Below are 22,909 nucleotides of genomic sequence, written 5' to 3'. Positions count from 1 at the left end.
TCGCGGATTCCGCAACCTCGAGAACTACCGACTCCGCATGCTCCTCATCGCTGGCGGCCTGGACGCATCAACCCACACTCAACTCTGAAGAGCCGCTAATCTGCTAGAAACGTTCCACGACTCAGGGGGAGATATGCCCAGACCTACCCGCATCGCCGCGACCCTCGGCGTTGTTGCCCCCTCGCCCTTGGCGGGTGCGCGGCCAATTCCAGCCCGCCTGCCACCTCGAGCGAAAAGACGCCGGAGACCTTCGCGGCCGCCGTCGGCGAGGAGATCAAGGCCCACTGGCCGCATATGGCCAAGGTCTGGCCGACGTACAACTACACCGAGCACCGCCTCCTGCTGTTTGTGCGCGGCGCGGGAGACGATACGAGCGCGTTTGCGATCGGCGTCGATGGCGTGAAGAAGATCGAACCGAAGGACATTCAGGTCCCGGACGTCGGCGGCTACAGCCAGCTCGACTATGAGGGCAAGCCGTCGATCGCGATGACGATAGATGCGGGGGAGCTGAAGAAGGACAACGCGGCGCCCCACCTGTATCGCGTCGCCATGCATGAGCTCGTCCACTTTTACTACCAGGGCGATATGGCCCAAGACGGCGGAGATAGCCGCGCCCAGGCCTATCCCGTCGACGGGACGCCGCGCCTGTACCGCCGGATGATCCACCACCGTCTCATCGAGGCCTACCGCCACCCCGACAAGCGCAGCGAGGCCCTGGCTAAGGCGAAGTACTGGCTCGAGAAGTGGCAGACCGAGTACGCCGACGAGGCGAAGTCGATCAAGGCGACCGATATCGCCGAAGGCACGGCGCGCTACACGGACAACATGGCTGCGTTCACCACTGATTCCATCAGCAAGGAGGACATTCGCAAGAAGGCCTCCGAACTCATGGTGACCGGGGACTTCTCCGCGAGCGCTGATGCCGAGTCCTACACCATCGGTGAGGCGGCCGCGCTGCTGCTCGATGAGGTCGGCGGGGATTGGAAGAAGGACTTCTACCAGTCCAATACGACGCTTGCGGACCTGCTGCTCAAGGACGTGAAGACGGCGGAGGACAGCGTCGATCCCGAGGTCAAGACCAAGGTCGATCAGGCCGTCAAGGAGCAGAACGACAGCATCGGCAAGGACATTAAGGACGTGACCGCGGCCAAGAAGGATACGTCGATCCCGAACCTGAAGATCGATGACACGGATACGGACGGCAGCTATGCCTCCTCCGGGTCGTTCTTGGTTGACGATGAGGACGTGACGACTGGCTTTGCTAAGGACTACACCGTCGATTGGAAGAACCTTACGCTGTCCAATCTCGCCGTCGGGCATGAATTTTCCGAGGACGGACGGTCCTTCCTCCTCGTGCCGCTGGCGATGATGCACGAGGTGAAGGACGGGCGTCCTCACGATCAGCGATGAACGCGTGAAGGCGGACGGTATCATGGTCAAGGTGAGCGAGGAGGGCGGCCGCAAGGTCTACTCCGTTAAGGCGTCCAAGTCCTATGCTGTCGGCATGGATATGCTCATCGATGCCGCCTCCCGTCCGGTCCAGGCGGCCCGGGACCTCCTGCCGCTCAGCTCCGCGCAGCTCAATGCGCATCCACTCGGCCACGCGAATTCCATCGCGTGGCTGTTGTGGCATACGGGCCGCCAAATCGACGTGCAGGTGGCGGCGCTCAGCGGCGGGGTCGAGGTGTGGGAACGCGACGGCTTTGGTAAGCGGCTGGGGCTGAGCGCCCACATCGGCTACGGCATGAGCGAGGATGAGGCGCGCGCGGTCCGTAGCGACGATCAGGACGGACTCGTCGCGTATCTGGCGGCCGCGATGGACTCGCTCATCGTCTATGTGCGTCAGCTGTCCGAAGAGGATCTCGCTGAGGTCATCGATACGAGCTACGACCCGCCGGTGACGCGCGCGGTACGGCTCGTCTCGATCGTCGACGATGCGGCGCAGCATGTGGGGCAGGCCGCGTATCTCGCGGGAATGCCCGAGCTGGGGGCGGGCGTATCCTAGGGACGTGAATCCTTTAATCCTCGGCATCGAATCGACCTGTGACGAGACCGGCGTCGCGCTCGTGCGCGGCACCGAGCTGCTCGCCGATGTGACCGCGACGTCGATGGACGAATATGCCCGCTATGGCGGTATCATCCCGGAGATCGCCTCGCGCGCCCACCTGGAGTCGTTCCTGCCGACGATGCATGCGGCGCTCGATGCGGCCGGCGTCGAACTCGCCGAGGTTGATGCGATTGCGTGCGCGGCCGGGCCGGGCCTCATCGGCTCGCTGACCGTCGGCACCGCCGCGGCCAAGGCGCTGGCGCTCGCGACCGGCAAGCCGCTGTACGGCGTCAACCACATCCTGGGGCATATCGCCGTCGACGAGCTCGTCCACGGCGAGCTGCCGACGCCCGTCATCGGGCTCGTCGTCTCCGGTGGGCATTCGTCGCTGCTGCTCGTGCGCGATCTCGCGCGCGATGTCACCGAGCTCGGCGGCACGCTGGACGATGCGGCGGGGGAGGCCTTCGATAAGGTCGGGCGGCTGCTCTCGCTGCCGTATCCCGGCGGCCCGCACATCGATAAGCTCTCGCAGTCGGGCAACCCGGAGGCGATTCGTTTCCCGCGCGGGCTATCGCAGCCGAAGGACCGGGAACGCTACCCCTACGACTTTTCCTTTAGCGGCCTGAAAACCGCGGTGGCGCGTCACGTCGAATCGCTCGGCGGCAACGTCGAGGATCAGAAGGCCGATATTGCGGCCTCGTTTTCCGAGGCGGTCAACGATTCGCTCGTCGATCGGGCAATCCGCGCCTGCGTCGATCACGACTGTTCGGTGCTCGTCATCGGTGGCGGGTTCTCGGCGAATTCACGCCTGCGGGCGCTCGCGGCCGAGCGCGCCGCCGAGTACGGTATCGAGGTGCGGATCCCGCCGATCCGCTACTGCACGGACAATGGTGCCATGATCGCCGCGCTCGGCTCGGTGCTGGTGCGCGCCGGCGTCGCGCCGAGCGGCATCGAGTTCTCCAACGATTCCTCGATGCCGCTTGAGTGCGCCTCGGTCTAGTTGTTCGGTGCGGCTTTCGAAACCTCGGTGAGGACATCGTCGCCGCTGCCATGCTCGGCGAGGTCGCCGAGTGAAACGATGCCGATAAGGCGCTCGCCGTCGACGACGGGAACGCGGCGCAGGGCGCCGTCGATCATGAGCTGACGGACCTCGGAGACGTCGTCGTCGGGACCGACCGTCGTGACATCCGTCGTCATGATCGAATCAACGGGGTCCTCGAGGCCGAGGCCACCGGCGATACCGCGCACGATAATGTCTCGGTCGGTGACGACGCCGACGATCGCGTCGTCCTTTACCACGGGCACGACGCCGAAATCGCCGGCCTTCATGATCTTTGCGGCTTTGGACAGAGTGGAATAAGTATCCAGCACATCGGGGTTGGTCGTCATGACGTCGCGTACCTTGGCCATCATTGCTCCTTTGAAGTCGCGTCGCGGGCTGCGCCCGCCCTTTGTCCAGTGTTTCGCGATTTGGCTTAATCCGCCACTGTTGGGAGCTAGTTTAGGGAGCCGCCGGTGGCATCGGTACGGACGATGAGCGGTTCGGGTTGGCGCTGGAAGGTGAATTCGTCGGCCGGGATGGGGCGGTCGGCCTTCATTTCTTCGACGAGATACTGGGCGACGGCCTCGAGCGAGCCGCCGTGGTTTTCCGCGACCGTCCGCTGGCGCTGGTAGGAGGCCCCGAGCTTGAGGATGTCGCCCACCCAGCTCAGTTGTTCGCTGCATCCGAGGCGGTTCGCCGTCGGTGCGAGGTCGATGAGCATCTGTTCGACGGTGTCGGTGATGAGCTCCTCGTTGCCTTCGTCGTCGAGGATGAGGATCGCGTCCATGCCGTAGCGGGCGGAGCGCCATTTGTTCTCGTCGACGAACCAGTCCGGGATGACGGGCAAGGTTTCGCCCGTGTCGAGCCGGGAGGAGAAATCCTCCACGAGGCAGTGGATGAGGGCGGATAGGGCGAGTGTTTCGCGCAAGTTGGAGGCCGCGTCGCAGACCCGGAATTCGATCGTGCCGAGGCGGGGAGCGGGGCGGATGTCCCAGCGGATTTCGTCGACCTTATCGATGACGCCGGTGTGGAGCATGTCGGCGAGGTAGTGCTCGTATTCGCTCCAGTGCTCGAATTGGCGCGGGACGCCCGCCGTCGGCAACTGTTTGAAGACCATTGCGCGGTTGGATGCGTAGCCGGTGTCGTCGCCTGCCCAAAACGGGGAGGAGGCCGACAGGGATTGCAGGTGGGCGAAGCGCGTGAGCAGGGCGCGGATGAGGGGGAGGACCTTGTCGCGGTCTTCGACACCCACGTGGACGTGGATGCCGTACAACAACATCTGGCGGCCCCAATAACCGGTGCGCTTGACGAGTTCGGCGTAGCGGTCGGATTCGGTGACGCGCTGATACAGCGGGCGGGCGAAAGGGTGGGAGCCGGCGGTCGCGAGTTCGATGCGCAACGGGTCGGTGATGGGGCGGACCTTCGTGATGAAATCGGCGAGGTCGAGGCCGCATTCGCCGACCGTCGGATGGGGCCGGGAGGTCACTTCGATCGTGTTGAGGAGCATCTCTTGGACGATGTGCTCGGACTCGCCGTACTTCGCGCGCACGGCCTGCAGGACCGCGTCGGCGCTTTGCCGCAGATCGAGCGTGTCCTTATCGATCAGCTGCAGTTCCCACTCGATCCCGACGGTCGAGCGCTGTGAGGCCGCGAAGTCAACTCCCATGGTCCTATTGTCACCACGAAAACTGTCTTTCGGCGCGGCAGATTAGCAGCGGGAGGCCAAAACCGCGCGGTGGCGACCGTCGATGCGAGTCATGATGAGGGTCGCGGCGCGCTCGCCACGGAGTTTGAGCTGGCGACGCAGCACGTCGGGCACGATGTCGGTTCCGCGTTTGAGGATCTCTAGGGAGCCGATGTCGCGTTTTTTCAGCTCTGCGGCGAGGGTTTTTGTCTTGGCGGGAAGGACCGCGTCGACCTTGAATGAGGTGACGCCGACCAGGTCTGCGGGCGCGTCGGACGTGAGGTAGGAGATGCGCGCGGAGATCAGGCCCGCGCCCAGGGTGTCTGCGACGGCGGACAGCGCGCCCGCGCGCAGGATCGCCCCGTCGACCTCGTGCAGATAGGTGCCGAGTTCGGCGACCGGCACGGTGGGGGAGGGCGCTCGCGGGGAGGAGATATCGGCCCGATAGGTCGCGGACGTGTCGTCGGCGGCGAGCACGAGTGCGGTGCGCGAGGAGCCTTCCGGGGCCAGCGCGCCGCACCAGATGGCGGCTTCCACGACGCTGCCTGCGACGGACGTCCACTGCACGGCCACATCGGCCGGGAAATGCTCGTAGGCGATGCCGGGGGCGACCTTGATGCCGAGGTTCGGAACCTCGTCGCGCAGCGCGAGGATGCTCGATAGCGGTGGGGACCAGGTCTCGGGGTCGAATCGGCGCTCGCCGCTGCCACGGCGGGCGGGGTCGGCGAAGGCGCCGTCGACGCCGAGTGCGGCGAGGCCGAGGTCTTCGATCCGCGCGTGGTGCACGCTGACGCCGGGGAAGGTCCGCAGGTTGAGGAGCGCGAGCGCGGCATGGGTTTCGTCGGCGTCAACCGCGACCACATCGAGGCCGAGACCGGCGAACGCGAAGGCCTCGGTTCCGATCCCGCAGCCAAGGTCGGCGACCCGCGTGCATCCCGCGTCGCGGAACCGCTGCGCATGGCGCGCGGCGATATCGAGTCGGGTCGCCTGCTCCAGACCTTCGGTCGTGAAGAGGAGATCGGCAGCGAACGGGCCGAACTTGGTCTCGGCCTTGGCGCGCAGGCGCTGTTGGGTAAGAGCGGCGGCGATAAGCTCCGCGTCGTAGCCTTCCGACTTCAGCTTTGACGTGGCGGAAAGGATATCGGCGGGGGAGTGGATCGCCGGCAACTTGGCCACCAGGGTGAGCCCGTCGGGATGGGCCAAGAGGCGCTGGAGCCCGGCGGTTTCGCTCTCGTGTGTCATGGTCTTGAGCCTAGCGCCCCCGCGCCTGGCACTCACCTTGACCGAGTGCTAAGCACGGCATAGATTATGGGGTAGGCGCAACTGCTGGTTGCGACTCGTACCGACGCACCGACCCCCGCGACGGCGGCGCACGAGGTACGTGTCCCGAACACCTACACGATTTGAAGGAAAGGGAGGTCCGCAGTGTCGATCTCCATCAAGCCGCTCGAGGACCGTATCGTCGTCCAGACCCTCGAGGCCGAAACCACCACCGCTTCCGGTCTGGTCATTCCGGACACCGCCAAGGAAAAGCCCCAGGAGGGCAAGGTCCTGGCCGTGGGCCCGGGTCGCGTTGACGACAACGGCAACCGCATCCCGGTCGACGTGGCCGAAGGCGACGTCGTCATCTACTCGAAGTACGGCGGCACCGAGGTCAAGTACGCGGGCCAGGAATACCTGATCCTGTCCGCTCGCGACATTCTCGCCATCGTCGAGAAGTAAGACCCGCAAGCAACGCGAAGCGGCCGCCACATGGGATTCCATGTGGCGGCCGCTTTTTGGGAATTGCTCGGAGCAACGTTGCGGATCGGGCCCTCCACCCGATGAGTGCAAACTCAGCCTGTTGCCCCGAGCAAAAAGTTAGGAGACTTTGCGAACCTTGCGCTTGGAGAAGTAGTCGCGGCGTTCGTCTTCGCTCATGCCGCCCCAGACGCCATAGGGCTCACGGACTGCCAGCGCGTGCTCACGGCATTCATTCAAAACCGGGCATTGGGAGCAAATTGCTTTAGCGGCCTCATCGCGGCGGCGGCGCGTGCCGCCTCGTTCGCCTTCCGGATGGAAGAACAGGTCCGGGTCGGCCTGCCTGCAGAGGCCCTCGTACTGCCACTCCCATAGGTCCATGATCGGACCGGGCAGTCGTGAGATTTCAGCCATCTCGTTCACCTAAGCCTTTCGTGGTGCTGTGCACCAGTTCGCTGTGAATAACGCGAGCATAGCAAACGGCGCATAAGTTGTTCAAGCTCCTGTAAGCACGAAAAAACTTGTTCAAAGGCTGTGCTGTGTCCGGGAGGTCAGATTGTTGGGAACATTGCGCTAAGTAAAGGGTCGCCTTTTGAATGCCAGCAAAAAGCACGATCGCCGCGACTGGCGGCGATCTCGTGCGAGGTCTGATGTGTGATCTTGGTTTTGTTGTAGTTAACCACCGCAATGGCCGAGAAGAAGTTAATCTTTAGCCATATTGGCGCGATTGATGTCGAAGGACGCTATCACGCAGGCAAATAGAAGGTAAAAAATGGCGACCTGTGGCGCGATTTCATGCCAGGCCGCGCTCAGTTGTCCACCGGGCGAGCTGAACTTTTCCTGCCCTGGATCGCGACTTAGTATGTTAGGCAGCGTGGTGGGGGAGTATCGGCGTGCTCAACTCGCGAATTCGTTGCACAAGCGTGACAATCGAACTGACGACATCGAATGAGCAAACGGGACAGGAGGGAAATACGCCCATGTCAGTGCCTGATGTGCCCGATGCACCGCTCACTGTTGCCGCGGTAGCTGCACGTCTCGGGGTGGCGGCATCGACGTTGCGTACCTGGGATCGTCGCTATGGACTCGGTCCCTCCTCACACGAAGCGGGAGCCCATCGTCGTTACACGCCAGCAGATGTGGCCCGCCTAGAACACATGCGTTCCCTCACCTTGCAAGGCGTGGCGCCAAGCGATGCGGCCCAGATCGCGCTGCATCACGCAGAAGACGATTCGCCACCCGTCGCCCAGCCGCCCGTACGAAAGCTTGCGCTTGTCCGCGATCCGGAACTGCTCGCCGATCCGCTAACCCTCGTCGCAGCCGCGCTCGAGCCCGACCTGCCGCGCACGGAGCGTATCGTGAGCTATGCCGTGCAGCGCCTCGGCATCTTGCGGGCGTGGGCCGAGGTCGTGCGGCCGGCGCTACGGATCTTGCGGAACAAGACGCGCGCCGACCGACCCGGCGTCGAGCCCGATGCAGCGATCGCAGCGGCAACCTGCTGCGCGCTGCGCCTTGCCGCAGACGAGGTTGAAGCGACGAGTGAGGTGGGCGTCGCGATCCTGTCTGATGCGGCCTCCACGCTGCATGGCCAGGTCATCGCCGCAGCGCTCAAGGCCCGGGGCGCCAACGTCGTGCTGCTACGTCCGGCCAATCAGGATGAGGTTGGTGACATCCTCGAGGTCGCGCGCAAGTATCAGGTGCAGGCATTCGTGGCCGTGGGTGGCAGCCCGCTCGTCGAAGAAATGATGGCGGCGGTGTCCGAATCGAGCGAATTTATCGGCTATCTCGTCGGTCGTAATGCACCCGACCTCCTGCTGCCGCGCATCCACCGGGTGCGCACCGTTCCCGCCGCGGTGGAAGAGATCGCCGACTACCTCGACCTGTAGCGACTTTCGGTCCGGCGCATCCCAGCCGCTACACTGCGAGTGTGAGCGAGGATCCCTTTGGCCTGGTCGGCCTGACGTATGACGATGTTCTGCTACTGCCAGGCGCCACCGACGTGGTGCCCTCCGAGGTTGATACGTCAACCCAGCTGACGAAACGTTTACGAGTCAAGATTCCGCTGCTGTCGGCCGCGATGGACACCGTGACCGAAGCGCGAATGGCGATCGCGATGGCCCGCCAGGGCGGACTCGGCGTCCTGCATCGCAACCTTTCGATCGAAGAGCAGGCCCAGCAGGTGCGGACCGTCAAGCGCTCCGAATCCGGCATGATTACCGATCCGGTCACCGTCGGGCCCGATGCCACGGTCGGTCAGCTCGACCAGCTCTGCGGCCGCTACCGTGTTTCCGGCCTGCCCGTCGTCGACGACGATGGGACGCTGCTCGGCATCATCACGAACCGCGATCTGCGCTTCATCGACGAATCCGAATTCGACACCATGCGTGTGCGCGACGCGATGACGCCGATGCCGCTCATTACCGGCCCTGTCGGCATTGAGCGCGAAGAGGCGCGCCACCTGCTCGCGAAGAACAAGATCGAAAAGCTCCCGCTCGTCGATAAGGACGGCAAGCTCGCCGGACTCATCACGGTGAAGGACTTCGTGAAGTCCGAAAAGTATCCCCATGCGACGAAAGATGCCGAGGGCGTCTCGTCGTCGGTGCTGCGATCGGCTACTGGGGGGATGCGAAGGAACGTGCCGGTGCGCTCATGGAAGCCGGGGTCGACGTCCTCGTCGCGGATACCGCGAACGGCGAGGCGCGGCTCCTGCTGGAGATGGTCGCGGACCTCAAGAAGGATCCCGCGTTCAAGCACGTCGAGATCATTGGCGGTAACGTCGCGACTCGCGAGGGCGCCCAGGCGCTCATCGATGCGGGCGTTGACGCCGTCAAGGTCGGTGTCGGCCCGGGCTCGATCTGCACGACGCGCGTCGTCGCCGGAATCGGTGTCCCGCAGATCACCGCGATCCACCTCGCGGCGCAGGCCTGTAAGCCCGCGGGTGTCCCGCTCATCGGCGATGGTGGCCTGCAGCATTCGGGCGATATCGCTAAGGCGCTCGTCGCCGGTGCCTCGTCGGTCATGCTCGGCTCGCTGCTCGCGGGCTGCGAGGAATCGCCCGGCGAGCTCGTCTTCGTCAACGGCAAGCAGTTCAAGCACTACCGCGGCATGGGCTCGCTCGGCGCGATGGCCTCGCGCGGTCGTGTGTCCTACTCCAAGGATCGCTACTTCCAGGCGGATGTCTCCTCCGACGACAAGATCGTGCCCGAAGGGATCGAGGGGCAGGTGCCCTACCGCGGGCCGCTGTCGGCCGTCGCGTATCAGCTCATCGGTGGGCTACATCAGTCGATGTTCTACGTCGGCGCGAAGTCGATCGAGGATCTGAAGGCTAAGGGGCGGTTCGTGCGGATCACGAGCGCCGGCCTGAAGGAAAGCCACCCGCACGATGTGCAGATGACGGTCGAAGCGCCGAATTATTCGCACCGCGGCTACTAGGTCGCTCGCACTCGTTGTCGCCTCTGGGGTGACGTGAAATCTGTCGTGCCCGAAAGACCATGAAGACGGATTATTTCGGGCCACGACTTGCCTTGAGCTGGTTATGATCGCGAACATCGGTCGAAACCGTGGGCCACACTAACACGAGTCAGATTCTGCGGATTTCGACGGTAACTCACCAGAATCCAAGGAGGTATCACGTGAGGATCCGACAACTCACCGCAGGGTTTGCCGCAGGGCTGCTCGCGGTCACCGGCGTCGCCATCGTCGACGCTGGCCACTCACCCGCCTACAGTGCCCTTGCCTAGCAGGGAGTGCTGCACGACATCATCGTCGATCAGGGCGTGCTCGTGCACTCGAACCAGGCGTCGGGTTGGTGGACCGTGAACGACCTGCAGGAGTATTCCGCGAAGGCGAAGCCTGATCTGCTGACGTTCGACTACTACTACAGCCGCAACAAGTGGCGTTGGAAGTCCCCGAACGAGACCTGGAATAAGATCGGGCGGACGTCCGAGCCCCACGCGCAGACCTACCATCTGCTCAGCGGCGCCGATAAGTTCCAGCAGTGGCAGCGTCACCGCGAAGCGGCGCTCGAAGGTCCGGATGGGACCGGTAAGACCCCGATGGTCTTCGGCCAGCACCTCGGTTCGTTCGACTATAACGCGGCCGAATCGCAAAAGGCCTACCTCGTGAATCTTTCGCTCGCGTCGGGCATGAAGTGGCTGAGCTTCTTCCGCTTCGAGCACGCATTCGATGGCACGTTCCTGTGGGATGCGGGCTTGACCCTCACGCGACGTCATGGCTGAGACTGGCGCTATGGAGAACAGACCAGAGATCCCCCGCACGGTCGGGAACGCTGCCGAACTGCTCGGCGTGACCGTCCGAACCCTGGCCGTCCCCGGGCGGCGGCGTACAGTTCGTAGAACTGCTCGCGACTAAGGCTCACCGAGACGAGGTCCGCATAGGAGGCAATCCGGTCGGGATTCGAACTGCCCACGACGGGCACGATCCCGGCCGGATGCTTCGTGAGCCAGGCGAGGACGACCGCCGCGGGAGCAACGGCCTGCTCGGAGGCGATCCGTGCCACGACCGCGCGGGCCGCACGAATAGCGTCTGAGGTTTCCCGATCGGTTTCGAAAAGCCCGCCGGCGAGCGGGTCGGGCCGGTGGATGAGGAGGGCATCGAGGCGGTCGACCTGCAGTCGGTTGAGCGACGCCTCGACGCACGCGCTGACGTAGTCGCCGTCCTGCCGGTAGGTCGTCTGGGAGCCAAGGACGATCCCGAACTTCGTTTGGACCTTCAGTTCTTTCCGCCACGACGGGTGGGCGGCAAGGACCTCGCCGAGGACGCGTTCACTCGCGCCGCCGCCGTAGATATCGGCGGTATCGAGCAGAGTAATGCCGATGCGCAAGGCGGTGTCGATGACGGCCTCGGCCTGGGCGATATCCTCGCCGAGCCCCATGGTTTCCGAGGATCAGTGACATGACTACCTCGGTTCGACCGGCCAGTGCGGCGAGGCGCCGGGGCCGGCCAGCCCCTTCGAGACGCGCCACAGGTTGAAGCTCTCGGCCCAGTCCTTATGGGCGACCTGCTGCCAGGTGTGCAGCTCGTCGGGGTTCATCTCGCGCAGGTTGGTATGCGTCGCGAAAATCGCGCGCAGCACATCGAGCGTCGCTAACACGTCGACCTCCGCCGTGTGGAGATCACCGGAGACCGCGAGGCCGTAGGCGGCGCAGATATCGCCGAGGCGGCGCTTGCCGCGCCGGTAGCGGTCGACGGCCCGGTCGATGACGAGCGGGTCGAGGACGGGAGTCAGTGGGACCGTATCGGTCAGCCGGGGCAACTCGTGGCGGGCGAGTTCGGCGTCGAGGATCGAAAGATCATAGGCCGCATTGAACGCGACGATCGGGATGCCGGCGCGCAGCGAGTCCGCGAGCCGAGCCGAAATCTCGGCGAGGACCGGGGCCGGGGGCTTGCCGTGCAGCCGCGCGATCTCCGTCGTGATGCCGTGGACGTTGCTCGCCGCCTGCGGGATCTCGACGCCCGGGTCGATGAGGTAGGTGATGGTGTCGCGATTGCCGCGCCCGTCGTCGTAGACCAGGGCTGCGGTCACGATGCGGTCGGTGGCCGCGTTGATTCCCGTGGTCTCGGTGTCGAAGCCGAGTAGGGGCCCGTCAGTAACGCTCATGTGTCTCCTCATCAGGTGCTGATCTAACTGTGGCACAATCCGCGGACATTCTTCGGCGCAAGACGCGAACCCGGTAGCCTAGGACCGTGAGCTACGAGATTGAGATTGGCCGTGGAAAGCGCGCCCGCCGTGCCTATAGCTTTGACGACATTGCTGTCGTTCCCTCCCGCCGGACCCGCGATCCACAGGACGTGTCGGTCTCCTGGCAGATTGACGCCTATCATGTCGAAACGCCTGTGATGGCGGCCCCGATGGACTCGGTCATGAGTCCGGAGACGGCGATCCTGCTTGGCAAGCTCGGGGGCATCGGTGTCCTCGACCTCGAGGGGTTGTGGACGCGCTATGAGGATCCTACGCCGCTGCTCGCGGAAATCGCGGAGCTTCCCGCGTCGCAGGCGACGGCGCGTATGCAGGAGGTGTACGCCGAGCCGATCAAGACCGAGCTCATCACCGAGCGGCTCGCCCAGATCCGTGCCGCCGATGTGACCGTCGCCGGTAAGCTCTCCCCGCAGCGCACCCAAGAACTGTGGCGCACCGTCGTCGAAGCCGGCGTCGACCTCTTCGTCATCCGCGGCTCGACGGTCTCGGCCGAGCACGTGTCCTCGATCGCGGAGCCGCTGAACCTCAAGCGCTTCATCTACGAGCTCGACGTGCCCGTCATCGTCGGCGGCTGCGCCACCTATACGGCGGCGCTGCACCTCATGCGCACCGGCGCGGCCGGTGTCCTCGTCGGTTTCGGTGGCGGCGCCGCGCATACGACCCGCCAGGCGCTCGGTATTCACGCGCCGATGGCGACGGCGCTCGCGGACGTGTCCGCTGCGCGTCGCGATTACATGGACGAGTCCGGCGGTCGCTACGTGCACGTCATCGCCGATGGCGGTGTGGGACGCAGCGGCGACCTCGTCAAGGCCGTCGCTTGCGGAGCCGATGCGGTCATGCTGGGCGCGGCGCTCGCGCGTGCCGAGGAAGCCCCCGGCGGGGGCTGGCACTGGGGGAGCGAAGCGCACCACCCGTCGCTGCCACGCGGTGAGCGCGCGAAGGTCGGCACGGTCGGCTCGATGGAGCAGATCCTGCACGGCCCCGCGACGCAGCCCGATGGCACGCTGAACCTCGTCGGCGCGCTGCGCCGCACGATGGCGACGGCGGGCTACTCCGATGTCAAGGAGTTCCAGCGCGTCGAGGTCGTCATCGCGCCCTACATGCCGGATTAATCCGTCGCGGCGGGGTTTCGCACGACGGCGTGAAAGAGCGTGAGGCCCGTCTCGGCGTGCTGGATGAGGAACGCATAGGGTCGGTCGACGATGAATTCGACCTCCGGCTGCGGGGGCGCAGAGGTCGCGCCGAGGCCCACCTCGGTCACGGCGGCCGCGATCGTTCCTTCCTCATCGACGATGAGGCGCGCCTGCTGAACGGCCTGCGTGAGCGCTAGATCCTCGCTCGGATCCGCGGGGGCCGTGATTCCTCGCAGCGGTTGCGCGCCCTGATCAAGTAGCGCCGAGACGCCGTTGTCTGCCAGCAGCGGGACGAGGTCGAGCCCGGTCGCCAGATTCAGCGTTGGCATCGCCATCCGGACAAACGACTGCTTGGCGCCCGGCAGGCCCGTGAGGATCGCCTCCAGCCGCGCGGTCGGCAGCTCCGCCGGATCGGAGCCCAGCGGCGGTAGGATCACGACCGCCGTGAAATCCTCGGTGTACGCCAGCGCGATCGCTTCCCAATCCTCGACGCGCACCCACGGCACGCGCCGGTCATCGGCAACCATCGGCACCTGGATCGTCTTGCCACCCGGCGGCGTGAACGGCATGTCGCGCGTCTCATCGAAGGGGACGCGCCAGCGCGCCGCGAAGAGCGTCGCGTTTTGCAAGGCGGCGCGTAGCCTCGGATCGGGTTTGATCGCCGACTCCTCGATGAGGCCGCCGCTGTGGTGCTTAACCCAGGCGTCCAGCAGCTTCTTCCCGTCGTCCGAGCCGAGGTCGGCCTCAGCGATCCCGGCATCGTGATAGCGCTTCAAGCGCGTGAGGTAATTATCGACGACGCCAATCTCATCATCGAGCACGATCTGGTTCGCGACGTGCAGTAATGGCTTGTCGGGCGGCTTCGCCTCCGGATCGAAATCGCTCGGGTCTGCGTCGTAGGCCTGTAGCGCCGTCAGGATCGCCGCCATCGCGGCGCTCGCCTCATCGCCGCCGGCACCGAGGGCCGCGCGCAGTTCCGCGACGGCATCGTTGCTTGCACCTTCGCCGAGCATGCCGAGCGCGAGCGTTAGCGATAGCGGGGAGAGTACGAGGTTGTCCTCGCGCTCCGCGCTCTTCAGCAGGTCATGCCCGAACGCCCGTGAGGCAGCGGCGACGTCCGCGAAGGCGGGCGCTTCTGCAACGGGGACGGGCGTGAAGGTCGTATCCGGATCGCTCCTCACGTCCAGGCCCGACGTGCTCGCGCAGGCGGTCACGAACAGGGCGGAGGCCATCCCCAGTGCGATGCGGCGTTTCACGCCTCGACGATAGCACCGATGCGCTCAGACAGCAGGGCGTGTGGCACAACTGCAACCGTGCTTAGGGCGTGCGGATTGCTCAGAGCCCGGGCCGCTTCCCGATCGTCAGGGTCACCTCTTGGGTGCCGGCGAAGAAATCGTTGCCCTTGTCGTCGACGACGATGAAGGCCGGAAAGTCCTCGACGTCAATCTTCCAGACTGCTTCCATCCCGAGTTCTTCGTATTCGACGATCTCGACGCTCTTGATGCAGTCCTGCGCGAGGCGCGCGGCGGGCCCGCCGATCGAGCCGAGATAGAACCCACCGTGAGCGTTGCAGGCGTCCGTCACCTGCTGGGAACGGTTGCCCTTGGCCAGCATGACCATGGAGCCGCCGGCGGCTTGGAACTGTTCGACGTAGGAGTCCATCCGGCCCGCGGTCGTCGGACCGAACGAACCGGAGGGCATGCCTTCGGGCGTCTTCGCGGGGCCCGCATAGTAGACCGGGTGGTCCTTCAAGTACTGCGGCATGTCCGCACCGGCGTCGAGGCGCTCCTTGATCTTGGCATGCGCGATATCGCGAGCGACGATCAGGGGTCCAGTCAGGGACAGCCGCGTCTTGATCGGATATTTGGAGAGCTCTTCGAGGATCTCGGGCATCGGGCGGGTCAGGTCGATCTTCACCGCTGCACCCTTGCCGGTGCCGGATACGCCGTGAGTCTCGGCCTCGAGCTCCGCGTCGGTGACATCGGGGAGGAAACGGCCGGGATCGGTGTCGAGCTTTTCGAGGAAGACACCCTCGGGCGTGATCTTCGCCTTGGCCTGGCGGTCGGCCGAACAGGAGACTGCGATCGCGACGGGGAGCGAGGCGCCATGTCGGGGCAGCCGGATGACGCGCACGTCGTGGCAGAAGTATTTGCCGCCGAACTGGGCGCCGATCCCGATATTGCGGGAGAGCTCCAGAACTTTTTCTTCGAGCTCCGTGTCGCGGAAGCCGTGCCCCGCAGGCGAGCCCTGCGTCGGCAGGTTGTCGAGGTATTTGGCCGAGGCGTACTTCGCCGTCTTCAGGCAGAATTCCGCACTAGTGCCGCCGATGACGATCGCGAGGTGGTAGGGCGGGCAGGCCGCGGTGCCAAGCGAGCGCATCTTTTCCTCGATGAACTGCATCAGGCGGTCGGGGTTCAGCAGCGCCTTCGTCTCTTGGTACAGAAAGGACTTGTTTGCGCTGCCGCCGCCCTTGGCCATGAAGAGGAAGGAGTACTCGTTCTCGTGGCCGGGCTTCGTATCGGCCGCGACCTCGATCTGGGCGGGCAGGTTCGTGCCCGTGTTGACCTCGTCCCACATCGAAAGGGGAGCGTTCTGCGAGTAGCGCAGGTTCAGGTGCGTGTAGGCGTTGTACACGCCAAGCGACATCGCCTTCTCATCCGGGCCCTCGGTAAGGATCTGCTGGCCGCGCTTAGCCGAGACGATCGCGGTTCCAGTGTCTTGGCACATCGGCAGCACGCCGCCAGAGGCGATCGCGGCGTTCTTCAGCAGGTCGAGGGCAACGAACTTGTCGTTGTCGCTTGCCTCCGGGTCGTCCAAAATCTTTCGCAGCTGCTTCAGGTGAGCGGTACGCAGGAAGTGCGAGATGTCGTGCAGCGCCGTCTCGGTCAGCAGCGTGAGCGCTTCGGGGGCGACCTTCAAGAACGTGCGGCCCTCGGGTCCTTCGATCACCTCCACCCCTTCGGTTGTCAGCAGCCGATACTCGGTATCGTCGGCTCCGACGGGAAGCATGTCTTCATAAAGAAACTCGGCCACGGTAATGCTCCTTCATTGCGTGGGTGCCGCTCTCCAGATTAGTCGGCGCGCTGTCGATAAGTATGGACCTTCAGCCCAGTTTGGTCGTGGGAGAAGTCGCAATTTTCCGCCAGATTTGTCATGATTTAGGTAAGTCTTACCTAGCCTGAAAGGGGCACGACATGGACTACCGGATCGAGCACGACACGATGGGCGAGGTAAGGGTCCCCGCTCACGCGCTTTACGCGGCTCAGACCCAGCGCGCGGTCGAGAATTTCCCGATCTCCGGACGCGGCCTGGAACCGTTCCATATTCGGGCCCTTGGCCGGATCAAAAAAGCGGCGGCGCAGGCGAACGCAGAACTCGACGTGCTAAGCGACAGCCAGGCTAAGGCGATCGTCGCCGCCGCGCAGGAAGTCATCGACGGAACCCACGACGACCAGTTCCCGATCGACGTATTCCAGACCGGATCCGGCACAAGTTCCAACATGAACACGAACGAGGTCATCGCTCGGCGCGCGAGCGAAATCGGCGCAGAACAGATCCATCCGAACGACCACGTCAACGCCTCCCAATCGTCGAATGACGTCTTCCCGTCATCGATCCATATCGCGGCGCTCGCGGCCGTGGAAGAGGTGCTGCGGCCGGGCCTGGAGCGCCTTGCGGAGTCCCTCGAAGCCAAGTCTTCGGAGTGGCGCAGCGTCGTGAAGTCGGGTCGTACCCACCTCATGGACGCCACGCCGATTACGCTCGGCCAGGAGTTTTCCGGCTATGCCGCCCAGATCCGGCACGGGATCGAACGCGTCGATGCGGCGTTGCCACGCGTCGCGGAACTGCCGCTCGGCGGCACCGCGGTCGGGACCGGCATCAATACCCCGAAGGGCTTTTCCGCCCGCGTCATCGAGCTCATCGCCAAGGACACGGGGTTGCCGTTTGTCGAGGCGCGCAATCACTTTGAAGCGCAGGCGGCGCAGGATTCGCTCGTCGAACTCTCAGGCGCGCTGCGCGTCATCGCGGTATCGCTGACGAAGATCGCGAACGATATCCGCTGGATGGGCTCCGGTCCGCGCACGGGTATCGGCGAGCTTCACCTGCCGGATTTGCAGCCGGGCTCGTCGATCATGCCGGGCAAGGTCAATCCCGTTGTGCCGGAAGCAACCGTCATGGTGGCGGCCCAGGTTATCGGTAATGATGCCGCGATCGCGTTCGCAGGCGCCCAGGGCAACTTCGACCTGCTCGTCACGCTGCCGGTCATGGCCCGTAACCTGCTGGAATCGATCACGCTCATCGGCAATGTATCGCGGGTGCTCGCGGACAAGACCATCGATGGGCTGACGGCCGATGAAGAGCGCTGCCGCACCCTCGCAGAATCGAGCCCGTCGATCGTCACGCCGCTCAACCGTCTGATCGGCTACGAGGCGGCCGCTAAGATCGCGAAACATTCGGTGGCGGAGAACATCACGGTGAAGCAAGCGGCGCTCGACCTCGGTTACGTTGAACGTGGCGAACTCACGGAAGAGCAACTGGATCACGCCCTCGACGTGTTGTCCATGGTCGGAGAGTATTAACCACGCTCACCCCGAGGGGTGTAGAACTCTCCTATGGCCCCATACGACAGTGCACGCATCGCACGCACGCTGACCACCGTCGTGTTCACTCCGACCCGGCTCCGGGAGGGGTACGACATTGATGAGGTCGATCGCTTCATCGACCAGGTCATCGTGATGGTGAAGGCAGGCGAGCCGCGCGAGGATATCGAGCGGTTCATCGACGCGACGGCGATCGAAAAGACGCGTGTTCGTACGGGCTACGACATCCACGAAGTCGACGAATTGTTCACCAAGATTCGTGCCGCGCTCGCCGTTCCCTTCGATCCGAAGACGCCGCGGTCTGTCGCGTCGAGCCCGAAGGAGACGACCCGGCTCGTCACCATGATCGAGAACGTGCGCTTCCAGCAGACGAAATACAGCAGCGGCTATGACCAGGATGACGTCGATGACTTCCTCGACTCCCTGATCGCGGCCGTCAAACGCGGCAAACGCGGCAGCGATATTGAAACGTTTATCGCGGGCGCGAAGTTCGACCTGGCGAAGTTCCGCGAAGGCTACGACATGGATGAGGTCGATGAGTTTCTCGACAGGTTTATCCTCGCCAGCGGTGGTGATCGCGCCACGCAACCACCTCACCAGCCCGAGCACTCGGTGTTGAGAAAACTTTTCGGGCGCGAGTAGCACGCCAAAGGGCGGCGCCACCTGTCGGTAGCGCCGCCCCAGGGATAGGTGATCTACAGAGCCGCTCGGCGACGCCAGTAGAGCAGGCCCGCGGCTGCCGCGAGGGCGAGGGCGAGGGCAGAGACCCCGACGAGCGTCATCGTGCCCTGCGCGCCCGTGATGGGCAGGCCTCCGGGCGCGCTCGGTGACGGCGCCGCAGTAGGGCCATCCGTCGGGGCCTTCGTGGGCGCCTCGGTGGGGCTGCCGGTGGGCTCGTCCGTCGGGGCGAGTGTGGGCTCACCCGTCGGTTCCTGGGTCGGGGCGACTGTCGGTTCCTCGGTGGGCTCAGCGGTCGGCTCTTCCGTCGGCTCCGGGTCTGGGGTCTCGGCGACGACCGGGAGCGTCGTCGAATGGATCGCGCGCAGTGTCACGCTCTCCGGTCCCATCCCGTCTTCCTTCGCGGCGACGGCGATCGCGATGACGTTCTCCCCCTGCGGGTTCAAGAACGCGCTCGGGACGGTGAACGATGTCTGCGGGCCGATGTCGCCAATGTAGACGCCGGTGTTCCAGCCGTTGACGAAGATCGTCGCCTGAGCCTTATCGCCCTTGGGTGCTCGCTGCGAGTTGATATCGAGGCGGAAGGCCGTGTCCTGGCCGTCGGGGACGGAAAGGTTGACCTTCGCGCGGTACCAGGTGACGCCCGCGGGGGAGTGCAACGAGTCGGCGGCCTTCCAGGACGCGTCATCGAACTGCGGCGTGTGCCAGCCGGCGAACTCGCCGCCGAGGCCGCCGTTGTTGTACAGCGTGCCGGAAGGGTTCAGTGCGCTCTTGGCCGCGCCCTTGGGTGTCGCGCCCATGATTCGCCACGTCACCTTGCCATCGTTGTTGAGGGTCGCATCGAACAGGCCGCGGTTCTGCTTCGACAGGCCATCGTCTGACCAGTCGAGGTTCTGACCGAGGTTGTTCACGAGGACCGCGACGACGACGTCTTCGCCGGCCTTGACGGCGCCCTTCGGGGCCGCGATAGTGCGGGCGGTACCGGTCGCCGGGAGCGCGCCGGCATACGTGCCGTTGACCCACACCTGCATGAACGCGGGGTTCTTGCCCTGGGCCGGGACGCCGGAGCCGCCGTTACCGGTGAAGGTGAAGGTCGGGTCGTTGCTCGCCGCCGTGTAGTGGGCGCGGTACCACACGGAGCCTTCGTAGGCGCCGTAGTGGTTGGAATCGAGCACGACGCCCTGCGACAGGCCGGGGCCCTGCTTGCTCGGGTTCGCTGCCGTGGTGTCGTTCGCGACGCGCCAGGCCGTATCGTCGAAATCGACGGCGGCCTCGGCGTTATCGGAGGCGCTCACGAACGAGAGCTTGACCGGCTTGATCTCGGCGGGGCCGGGGATCGCTCCGGTCGCGACACCATCGGTGACCGCGCCAAGCTTGGCACCGTTGAAGGTCACGCTGGCAACGCCCTTCGGGGCGAGCACACGGATGTTGCCGGCGCTCGCCGCGGAGCCCGTGAGCTTCAGGGCGGCGCCCTCATAGTGCGCGGTACGCGCGAGCTCGACGCCTTCGACGGCGGTCGTGACAAGGGTACCGTCCTTCATGCCGTCGATCAGCCACGTCGTCACGGCGCTCGGGCGGTCGATCACCCGAAGCGTGAGTGGGGCATTGCCGTCATCGATCGTGATATCGCGCGGGCTCTTTGCATGCGTGTAGTTGAGGCGCAGCTGGCCGGTTTCCGCATCCCAGGTCTGTTCAACATCGCCCGTGACGCGGGGGCGCTTAGCGTAGTGCAGGACGGTCTCGCCGTCCGCGCCGGTGGCCGCGACGAGGTACTGGGTCGCGCCCGCATCCGTCGTCACCGGAGCGCCGAAGAGCTGGGAGGTCGTGTAGTACATGTCGTGGCCGGCGACCTTTTTGTCGGCCGTCAGCAGCAGGCCGTCGCGGCCATCGACCACGAGGCTCGTGCCCTCCTTTTGCGGCACCTTCGCCCAGCCGATCTCGCCCTCCTTGGGGCCACCGGCGTCCGCGTCGAGCGAGGCCTGGGTGGGGAAGTATCGGACCGCGTCCAGGGACACGAAGGCGTCCGAGGAGCCGGGGAAGGGCTGGCCGTCGACCGTGACCGTGACCGTGTGCTTGGCCGGGGCAGCGTCCTTCGGAGCGCGCCAGGAGTGTACGACCTGCTGCGGCTGCGCGTCGCCCGTCACGGTCTCCTTGGTCTTGCCGACCTCGGTGCCGTCGACGACGACGGTCGCGCTGCCGTGGTTTTGGGAGAACGGTGCGATGAGATCGAAGCCGACGCCTTCGAAGGTGAAGGTATACGAGTCGCCCTTGGTCTTGGAAAACGTTTCATCGCCGCCGATATCGCCGGCCGTCCACGGCTTGCCGGTGGCGTATTCCCACGAGCCGGTGAAGGTGATGGCATCGGTTTGGGAGTCGTTTACGGTCACCGGCTTATCGGTCTCGTCGGTGATGTCGAAGGCGTCGAGGGAGACGACGGAGCGCTCGGCCGTGCCCGTATTGGTCACGGTGATCGTGTGCTCGCCTGCACTCAGCCCGTTGATGGCGAAGGCTTCGAGCTGGGCGGGCTTGTTCTGTTCGGTATCGACGTGGCCTTTGGTCACGGTGACGGGTTCGCGGTCATCGACCTGGACGGTGAAGTCGCCGTGGTCGGTCCCGGTGCCGATGATGACGCGGGCGCCCGTGCCCGTGAACTTCAACGTGGCCTTGTCACCGGCCGTCGTCGAACGCTTGAGCGTGCCTGCCGCCGCGGTACCGTCGGCCACGTCCTGCCAGGATCCGGTGTACGTGATCGCGCTGTTGCGGTCATCGTGGGAGAACCCTTCGTCCTCGGCGCCGTCAGCCGCGCCCAGCACGAGCGGCATCGTGAAGGCAGTCTTCGCGGTCGAGTTGGAGTTCTTCAGTCGCATCGCAATCGAGCGCACGCCGTTGCCCGTCGCGGAGCCGTCGGGGGTGATCGCTTGCCGCAGGTAGGCGCGCGCGCCCAGCCCGGAGGCCGAGAGCTTCGGATCCTTGCCGGGATCCATCTGGGCGAGTTCGGGCACGGCTTTTTGGTAGTAGCCGATTTCCTTTTGGACGCTGGCCTTGGCTGTGAGCGTCCGGTCTTCGGTGATTCCGGCGCCGTAGTCATAGGACGTGAATCCCGAGGAGGGCGAGCCGGTCCAGCCCCAGTTCGTGCCACCGAAGGCCATGTAGAAGTTGAACGCGGTCACGCCGTTGCCGATGTTGTTCACGCCCCACTGCCGGGTGAAGGCCTCATCAGTGTAGGAGTAGCAGTCGGACGCGTTATAGGTCGCGCCCCACGGGGTGAAGGCGCCGCCTTGGGACTCGGTGATGAAGTGCGGGGTGTCGGGCGCGAAGTTGCGGAACTGCGCTTCCGAGTCGGCGATCTGGTTGCGGGGTGCCGAGCAGTTAAAGCCCACGGGGTAGCTGTCGTAGGCGTAGAAGTCCGTACCGAACTTCTTCACGTCCTTAAACCGGCCGCCAAGGTTGTAGTCGTTGTGGAACAGCGGGACGGTGATGCCATCGGATTTCACCTGGGTGACGAGCTCGCGCAGGAAGTCGCTGCGGCCCGCACCCTCGCTCAGCAGTTCGTTTTCGACCTGGTACATGACGATTGAGCCGCCGCCGTCGGTGACGAGATGCTTTTTCGCGATCTGGTTAAAGGCGTGGAGCCACTCCTTGGAGGCCTTGAGGACCTCGGGATCGGTGGAGCGCAGTCGGCCGGATTCGTTCGTCATCCAGGCGGGCAGGCCGCCCATCGAGATTTCTGCGTTGACGTAGGGGCCGGGGCGCGCGATGACGTACAGGCCCTCTTCGGCCGCCATCGTGAGCAGCAGGTCGAGGTCTTTGATCGAGCCGGGGCTGAAGTCGAAGTCGCCGCCCTTCTCGGCCTGGTGTAGGCCCCAGAAGAAGTAGAGGGAGACGGCGTTATAGCCGTTGGCGCGCATCTTTTGGAACAGGTCGCGCCAGCCGTTGACGTCGGGGATGCGCCAGTGGTGGATCTCGCCGGACCAGATGTTCAGGCGCTCGCCGTCGACCATGAACGAGTGCTTGTCGTACGTGACCTTGTGGGGCTTGCCGTCATTGCCGGGGAAGGCGAGGGAGGCCTTCGGGTAGGTGTAGCCCTGTTGGGCGGTATCCGCCTGGGCTGGCAACGACAGCGGGGCCGCTGCGGTGAACAATGCCAGCGAGCTGGTGAGCATCAGTGCCGCAATTCTCTTCATCATTTCCTCATCGTTGAGTAGGTGCGATTGAATTTGAGTATATGCGTTCGAAACTGTGCGGCAAGGAGAATGGGAATACCA

18 protein-coding genes and 1 pseudogene are annotated in these 22,909 nt (G+C 64.8%); 10 read left to right on the top strand and 9 right to left on the bottom strand.

The window, feature by feature from the left end; all coding sequences use genetic code 11:
• The first annotated feature begins 294 nt into the window (after positions 1 to 294).
• The 3 genes from BSZ39_RS04425 to tsaD are packed head-to-tail and all read left to right on the top strand — an operon-like array spanning position 295 to position 3,047.
• Positions 295 to 1,410: a hypothetical protein gene (locus BSZ39_RS04425; RefSeq protein WP_073716174.1), complete on the top strand. Its 1,116-nt coding sequence runs from the start codon at positions 295 to 297 to the stop codon at positions 1,408 to 1,410.
• Positions 1,411 to 1,414: 4 nt separating this feature from the next.
• Positions 1,415 to 2,005 carry a mycothiol transferase gene (locus tag BSZ39_RS04420; protein WP_222842859.1) on the top strand — a complete coding sequence of 197 codons (591 nt, stop codon included), beginning with the start codon at positions 1,415 to 1,417 and terminating at the stop codon, positions 2,003 to 2,005.
• 4 nt (positions 2,006 to 2,009) lie between these two features.
• On the top strand, positions 2,010 to 3,047 hold the full coding sequence (tsaD, locus tag BSZ39_RS04415; protein ID WP_073716173.1) for a tRNA (adenosine(37)-N6)-threonylcarbamoyltransferase complex transferase subunit TsaD: 1,038 nt from the start codon (positions 2,010 to 2,012) through the stop codon (positions 3,045 to 3,047).
• On the opposite strand, the gene BSZ39_RS04410 is transcribed toward tsaD, so the two are convergent.
• The 3 genes from BSZ39_RS04410 to BSZ39_RS04400 all read right to left on the bottom strand — a co-directional run bounded on the left by BSZ39_RS04410 (position 3,044) and on the right by BSZ39_RS04400 (position 6,015).
• On the bottom strand, positions 3,044 to 3,457 hold the full coding sequence (locus BSZ39_RS04410) for a CBS domain-containing protein (RefSeq protein ID WP_073716172.1): 414 nt from the start codon (positions 3,455 to 3,457) through the stop codon (positions 3,044 to 3,046). The two genes, tsaD and BSZ39_RS04410, sit on opposite strands and share 4 nt — an antisense overlap.
• An 86-nt stretch (positions 3,458 to 3,543) precedes the next feature.
• Complete coding sequence (locus BSZ39_RS04405; protein WP_073716171.1) at positions 3,544 to 4,755, bottom strand: glutamate--cysteine ligase; 1,212 nt, start codon at positions 4,753 to 4,755, stop codon at positions 3,544 to 3,546.
• A 42-nt stretch (positions 4,756 to 4,797) separates the two neighbouring features.
• Positions 4,798 to 6,015, bottom strand: coding sequence for a class I SAM-dependent methyltransferase (locus BSZ39_RS04400; RefSeq protein WP_073716170.1), 1,218 nt, complete (start codon positions 6,013 to 6,015; stop codon positions 4,798 to 4,800).
• Between the two features lie 183 nt (positions 6,016 to 6,198).
• On the opposite strand from BSZ39_RS04400, the gene groES reads away from it, so the two are divergent.
• Positions 6,199 to 6,495 (top strand): co-chaperone GroES, encoded by a 297-nt coding sequence (gene groES / locus BSZ39_RS04395; RefSeq protein ID WP_073716169.1) that lies wholly within the window; start codon positions 6,199 to 6,201, stop codon positions 6,493 to 6,495.
• Positions 6,496 to 6,633: 138 nt separating this feature from the next.
• On the opposite strand, the gene BSZ39_RS04390 is transcribed toward groES, so the two are convergent.
• Positions 6,634 to 6,927 carry a WhiB family transcriptional regulator gene (locus tag BSZ39_RS04390; protein ID WP_073716168.1) on the bottom strand — a complete coding sequence of 98 codons (294 nt, stop codon included), beginning with the start codon at positions 6,925 to 6,927 and terminating at the stop codon, positions 6,634 to 6,636.
• Between the two features lie 566 nt (positions 6,928 to 7,493).
• On the opposite strand from BSZ39_RS04390, the gene BSZ39_RS13170 reads away from it, so the two are divergent.
• From BSZ39_RS13170 to BSZ39_RS04375, 3 genes and pseudogenes are all read left to right on the top strand, one after another.
• Entirely contained in the window at positions 7,494 to 8,399 is a 906-nt protein-coding gene (locus BSZ39_RS13170; protein WP_083602938.1) for a MerR family transcriptional regulator, read from the top strand.
• A gap of 41 nt (positions 8,400 to 8,440) precedes the next feature.
• Positions 8,441 to 9,945 (top strand): annotated as a pseudogene (gene guaB / locus BSZ39_RS04380) (IMP dehydrogenase).
• A gap of 314 nt (positions 9,946 to 10,259) precedes the next feature.
• Positions 10,260 to 10,751 carry a hypothetical protein gene (locus BSZ39_RS04375; RefSeq protein WP_073716167.1) on the top strand — a complete coding sequence of 164 codons (492 nt, stop codon included), beginning with the start codon at positions 10,260 to 10,262 and terminating at the stop codon, positions 10,749 to 10,751.
• A gap of 8 nt (positions 10,752 to 10,759) precedes the next feature.
• On the opposite strand, the gene BSZ39_RS04370 is transcribed toward BSZ39_RS04375, so the two are convergent.
• Positions 10,760 to 11,407, bottom strand: a complete 648-nt coding sequence (locus tag BSZ39_RS04370; RefSeq protein WP_073716166.1) for an aldo/keto reductase — start codon at positions 11,405 to 11,407, stop codon at positions 10,760 to 10,762.
• 24 nt (positions 11,408 to 11,431) lie between these two features.
• Positions 11,432 to 12,133 carry an exonuclease domain-containing protein gene (locus BSZ39_RS04365; RefSeq protein ID WP_073716165.1) on the bottom strand — a complete coding sequence of 234 codons (702 nt, stop codon included), beginning with the start codon at positions 12,131 to 12,133 and terminating at the stop codon, positions 11,432 to 11,434.
• A gap of 86 nt (positions 12,134 to 12,219) precedes the next feature.
• On the opposite strand from BSZ39_RS04365, the gene BSZ39_RS04360 reads away from it, so the two are divergent.
• Complete coding sequence (locus BSZ39_RS04360; RefSeq protein WP_073716164.1) at positions 12,220 to 13,344, top strand: GuaB3 family IMP dehydrogenase-related protein; 1,125 nt, start codon at positions 12,220 to 12,222, stop codon at positions 13,342 to 13,344.
• Here BSZ39_RS04360 and BSZ39_RS04355 read toward each other — a convergent pair.
• Positions 13,341 to 14,621, bottom strand: a complete 1,281-nt coding sequence (locus BSZ39_RS04355) for a serpin family protein (RefSeq protein ID WP_073716163.1) — start codon at positions 14,619 to 14,621, stop codon at positions 13,341 to 13,343. The genes BSZ39_RS04360 and BSZ39_RS04355 overlap by 4 nt on opposite strands.
• 79 nt (positions 14,622 to 14,700) lie before the next feature.
• Positions 14,701 to 16,398, bottom strand: coding sequence for a fumarate hydratase (locus tag BSZ39_RS04350; protein WP_073716162.1), 1,698 nt, complete (start codon positions 16,396 to 16,398; stop codon positions 14,701 to 14,703).
• Between the two features lie 161 nt (positions 16,399 to 16,559).
• Here BSZ39_RS04350 and BSZ39_RS04345 point away from each other — a divergent pair, with 161 nt between their 5' ends.
• Together BSZ39_RS04345 and BSZ39_RS04340 are read left to right on the top strand one after the other, a co-directional pair.
• Entirely contained in the window at positions 16,560 to 17,945 is a 1,386-nt protein-coding gene (locus BSZ39_RS04345; RefSeq protein ID WP_073716161.1) for a class II fumarate hydratase, read from the top strand.
• Positions 17,946 to 17,978: 33 nt separating this feature from the next.
• Positions 17,979 to 18,608 carry a DivIVA domain-containing protein gene (locus BSZ39_RS04340; RefSeq protein WP_073716160.1) on the top strand — a complete coding sequence of 210 codons (630 nt, stop codon included), beginning with the start codon at positions 17,979 to 17,981 and terminating at the stop codon, positions 18,606 to 18,608.
• A gap of 53 nt (positions 18,609 to 18,661) precedes the next feature.
• On the opposite strand, the gene BSZ39_RS14180 is transcribed toward BSZ39_RS04340, so the two are convergent.
• Positions 18,662 to 22,831, bottom strand: coding sequence for a beta-galactosidase (locus tag BSZ39_RS14180; protein WP_073716159.1), 4,170 nt, complete (start codon positions 22,829 to 22,831; stop codon positions 18,662 to 18,664).
• Positions 22,832 to 22,909 lie beyond the last annotated feature (78 nt).

Origin of the sequence: Bowdeniella nasicola (assembly GCF_001907295.1) — a bacterium.
GTDB lineage: Bacteria > Actinomycetota > Actinomycetes > Actinomycetales > Actinomycetaceae > Bowdeniella > Bowdeniella nasicola.
Note: the sequence above shows the minus strand (reverse complement) of the source record. Positions and strands in the feature narration are given on the sequence as shown.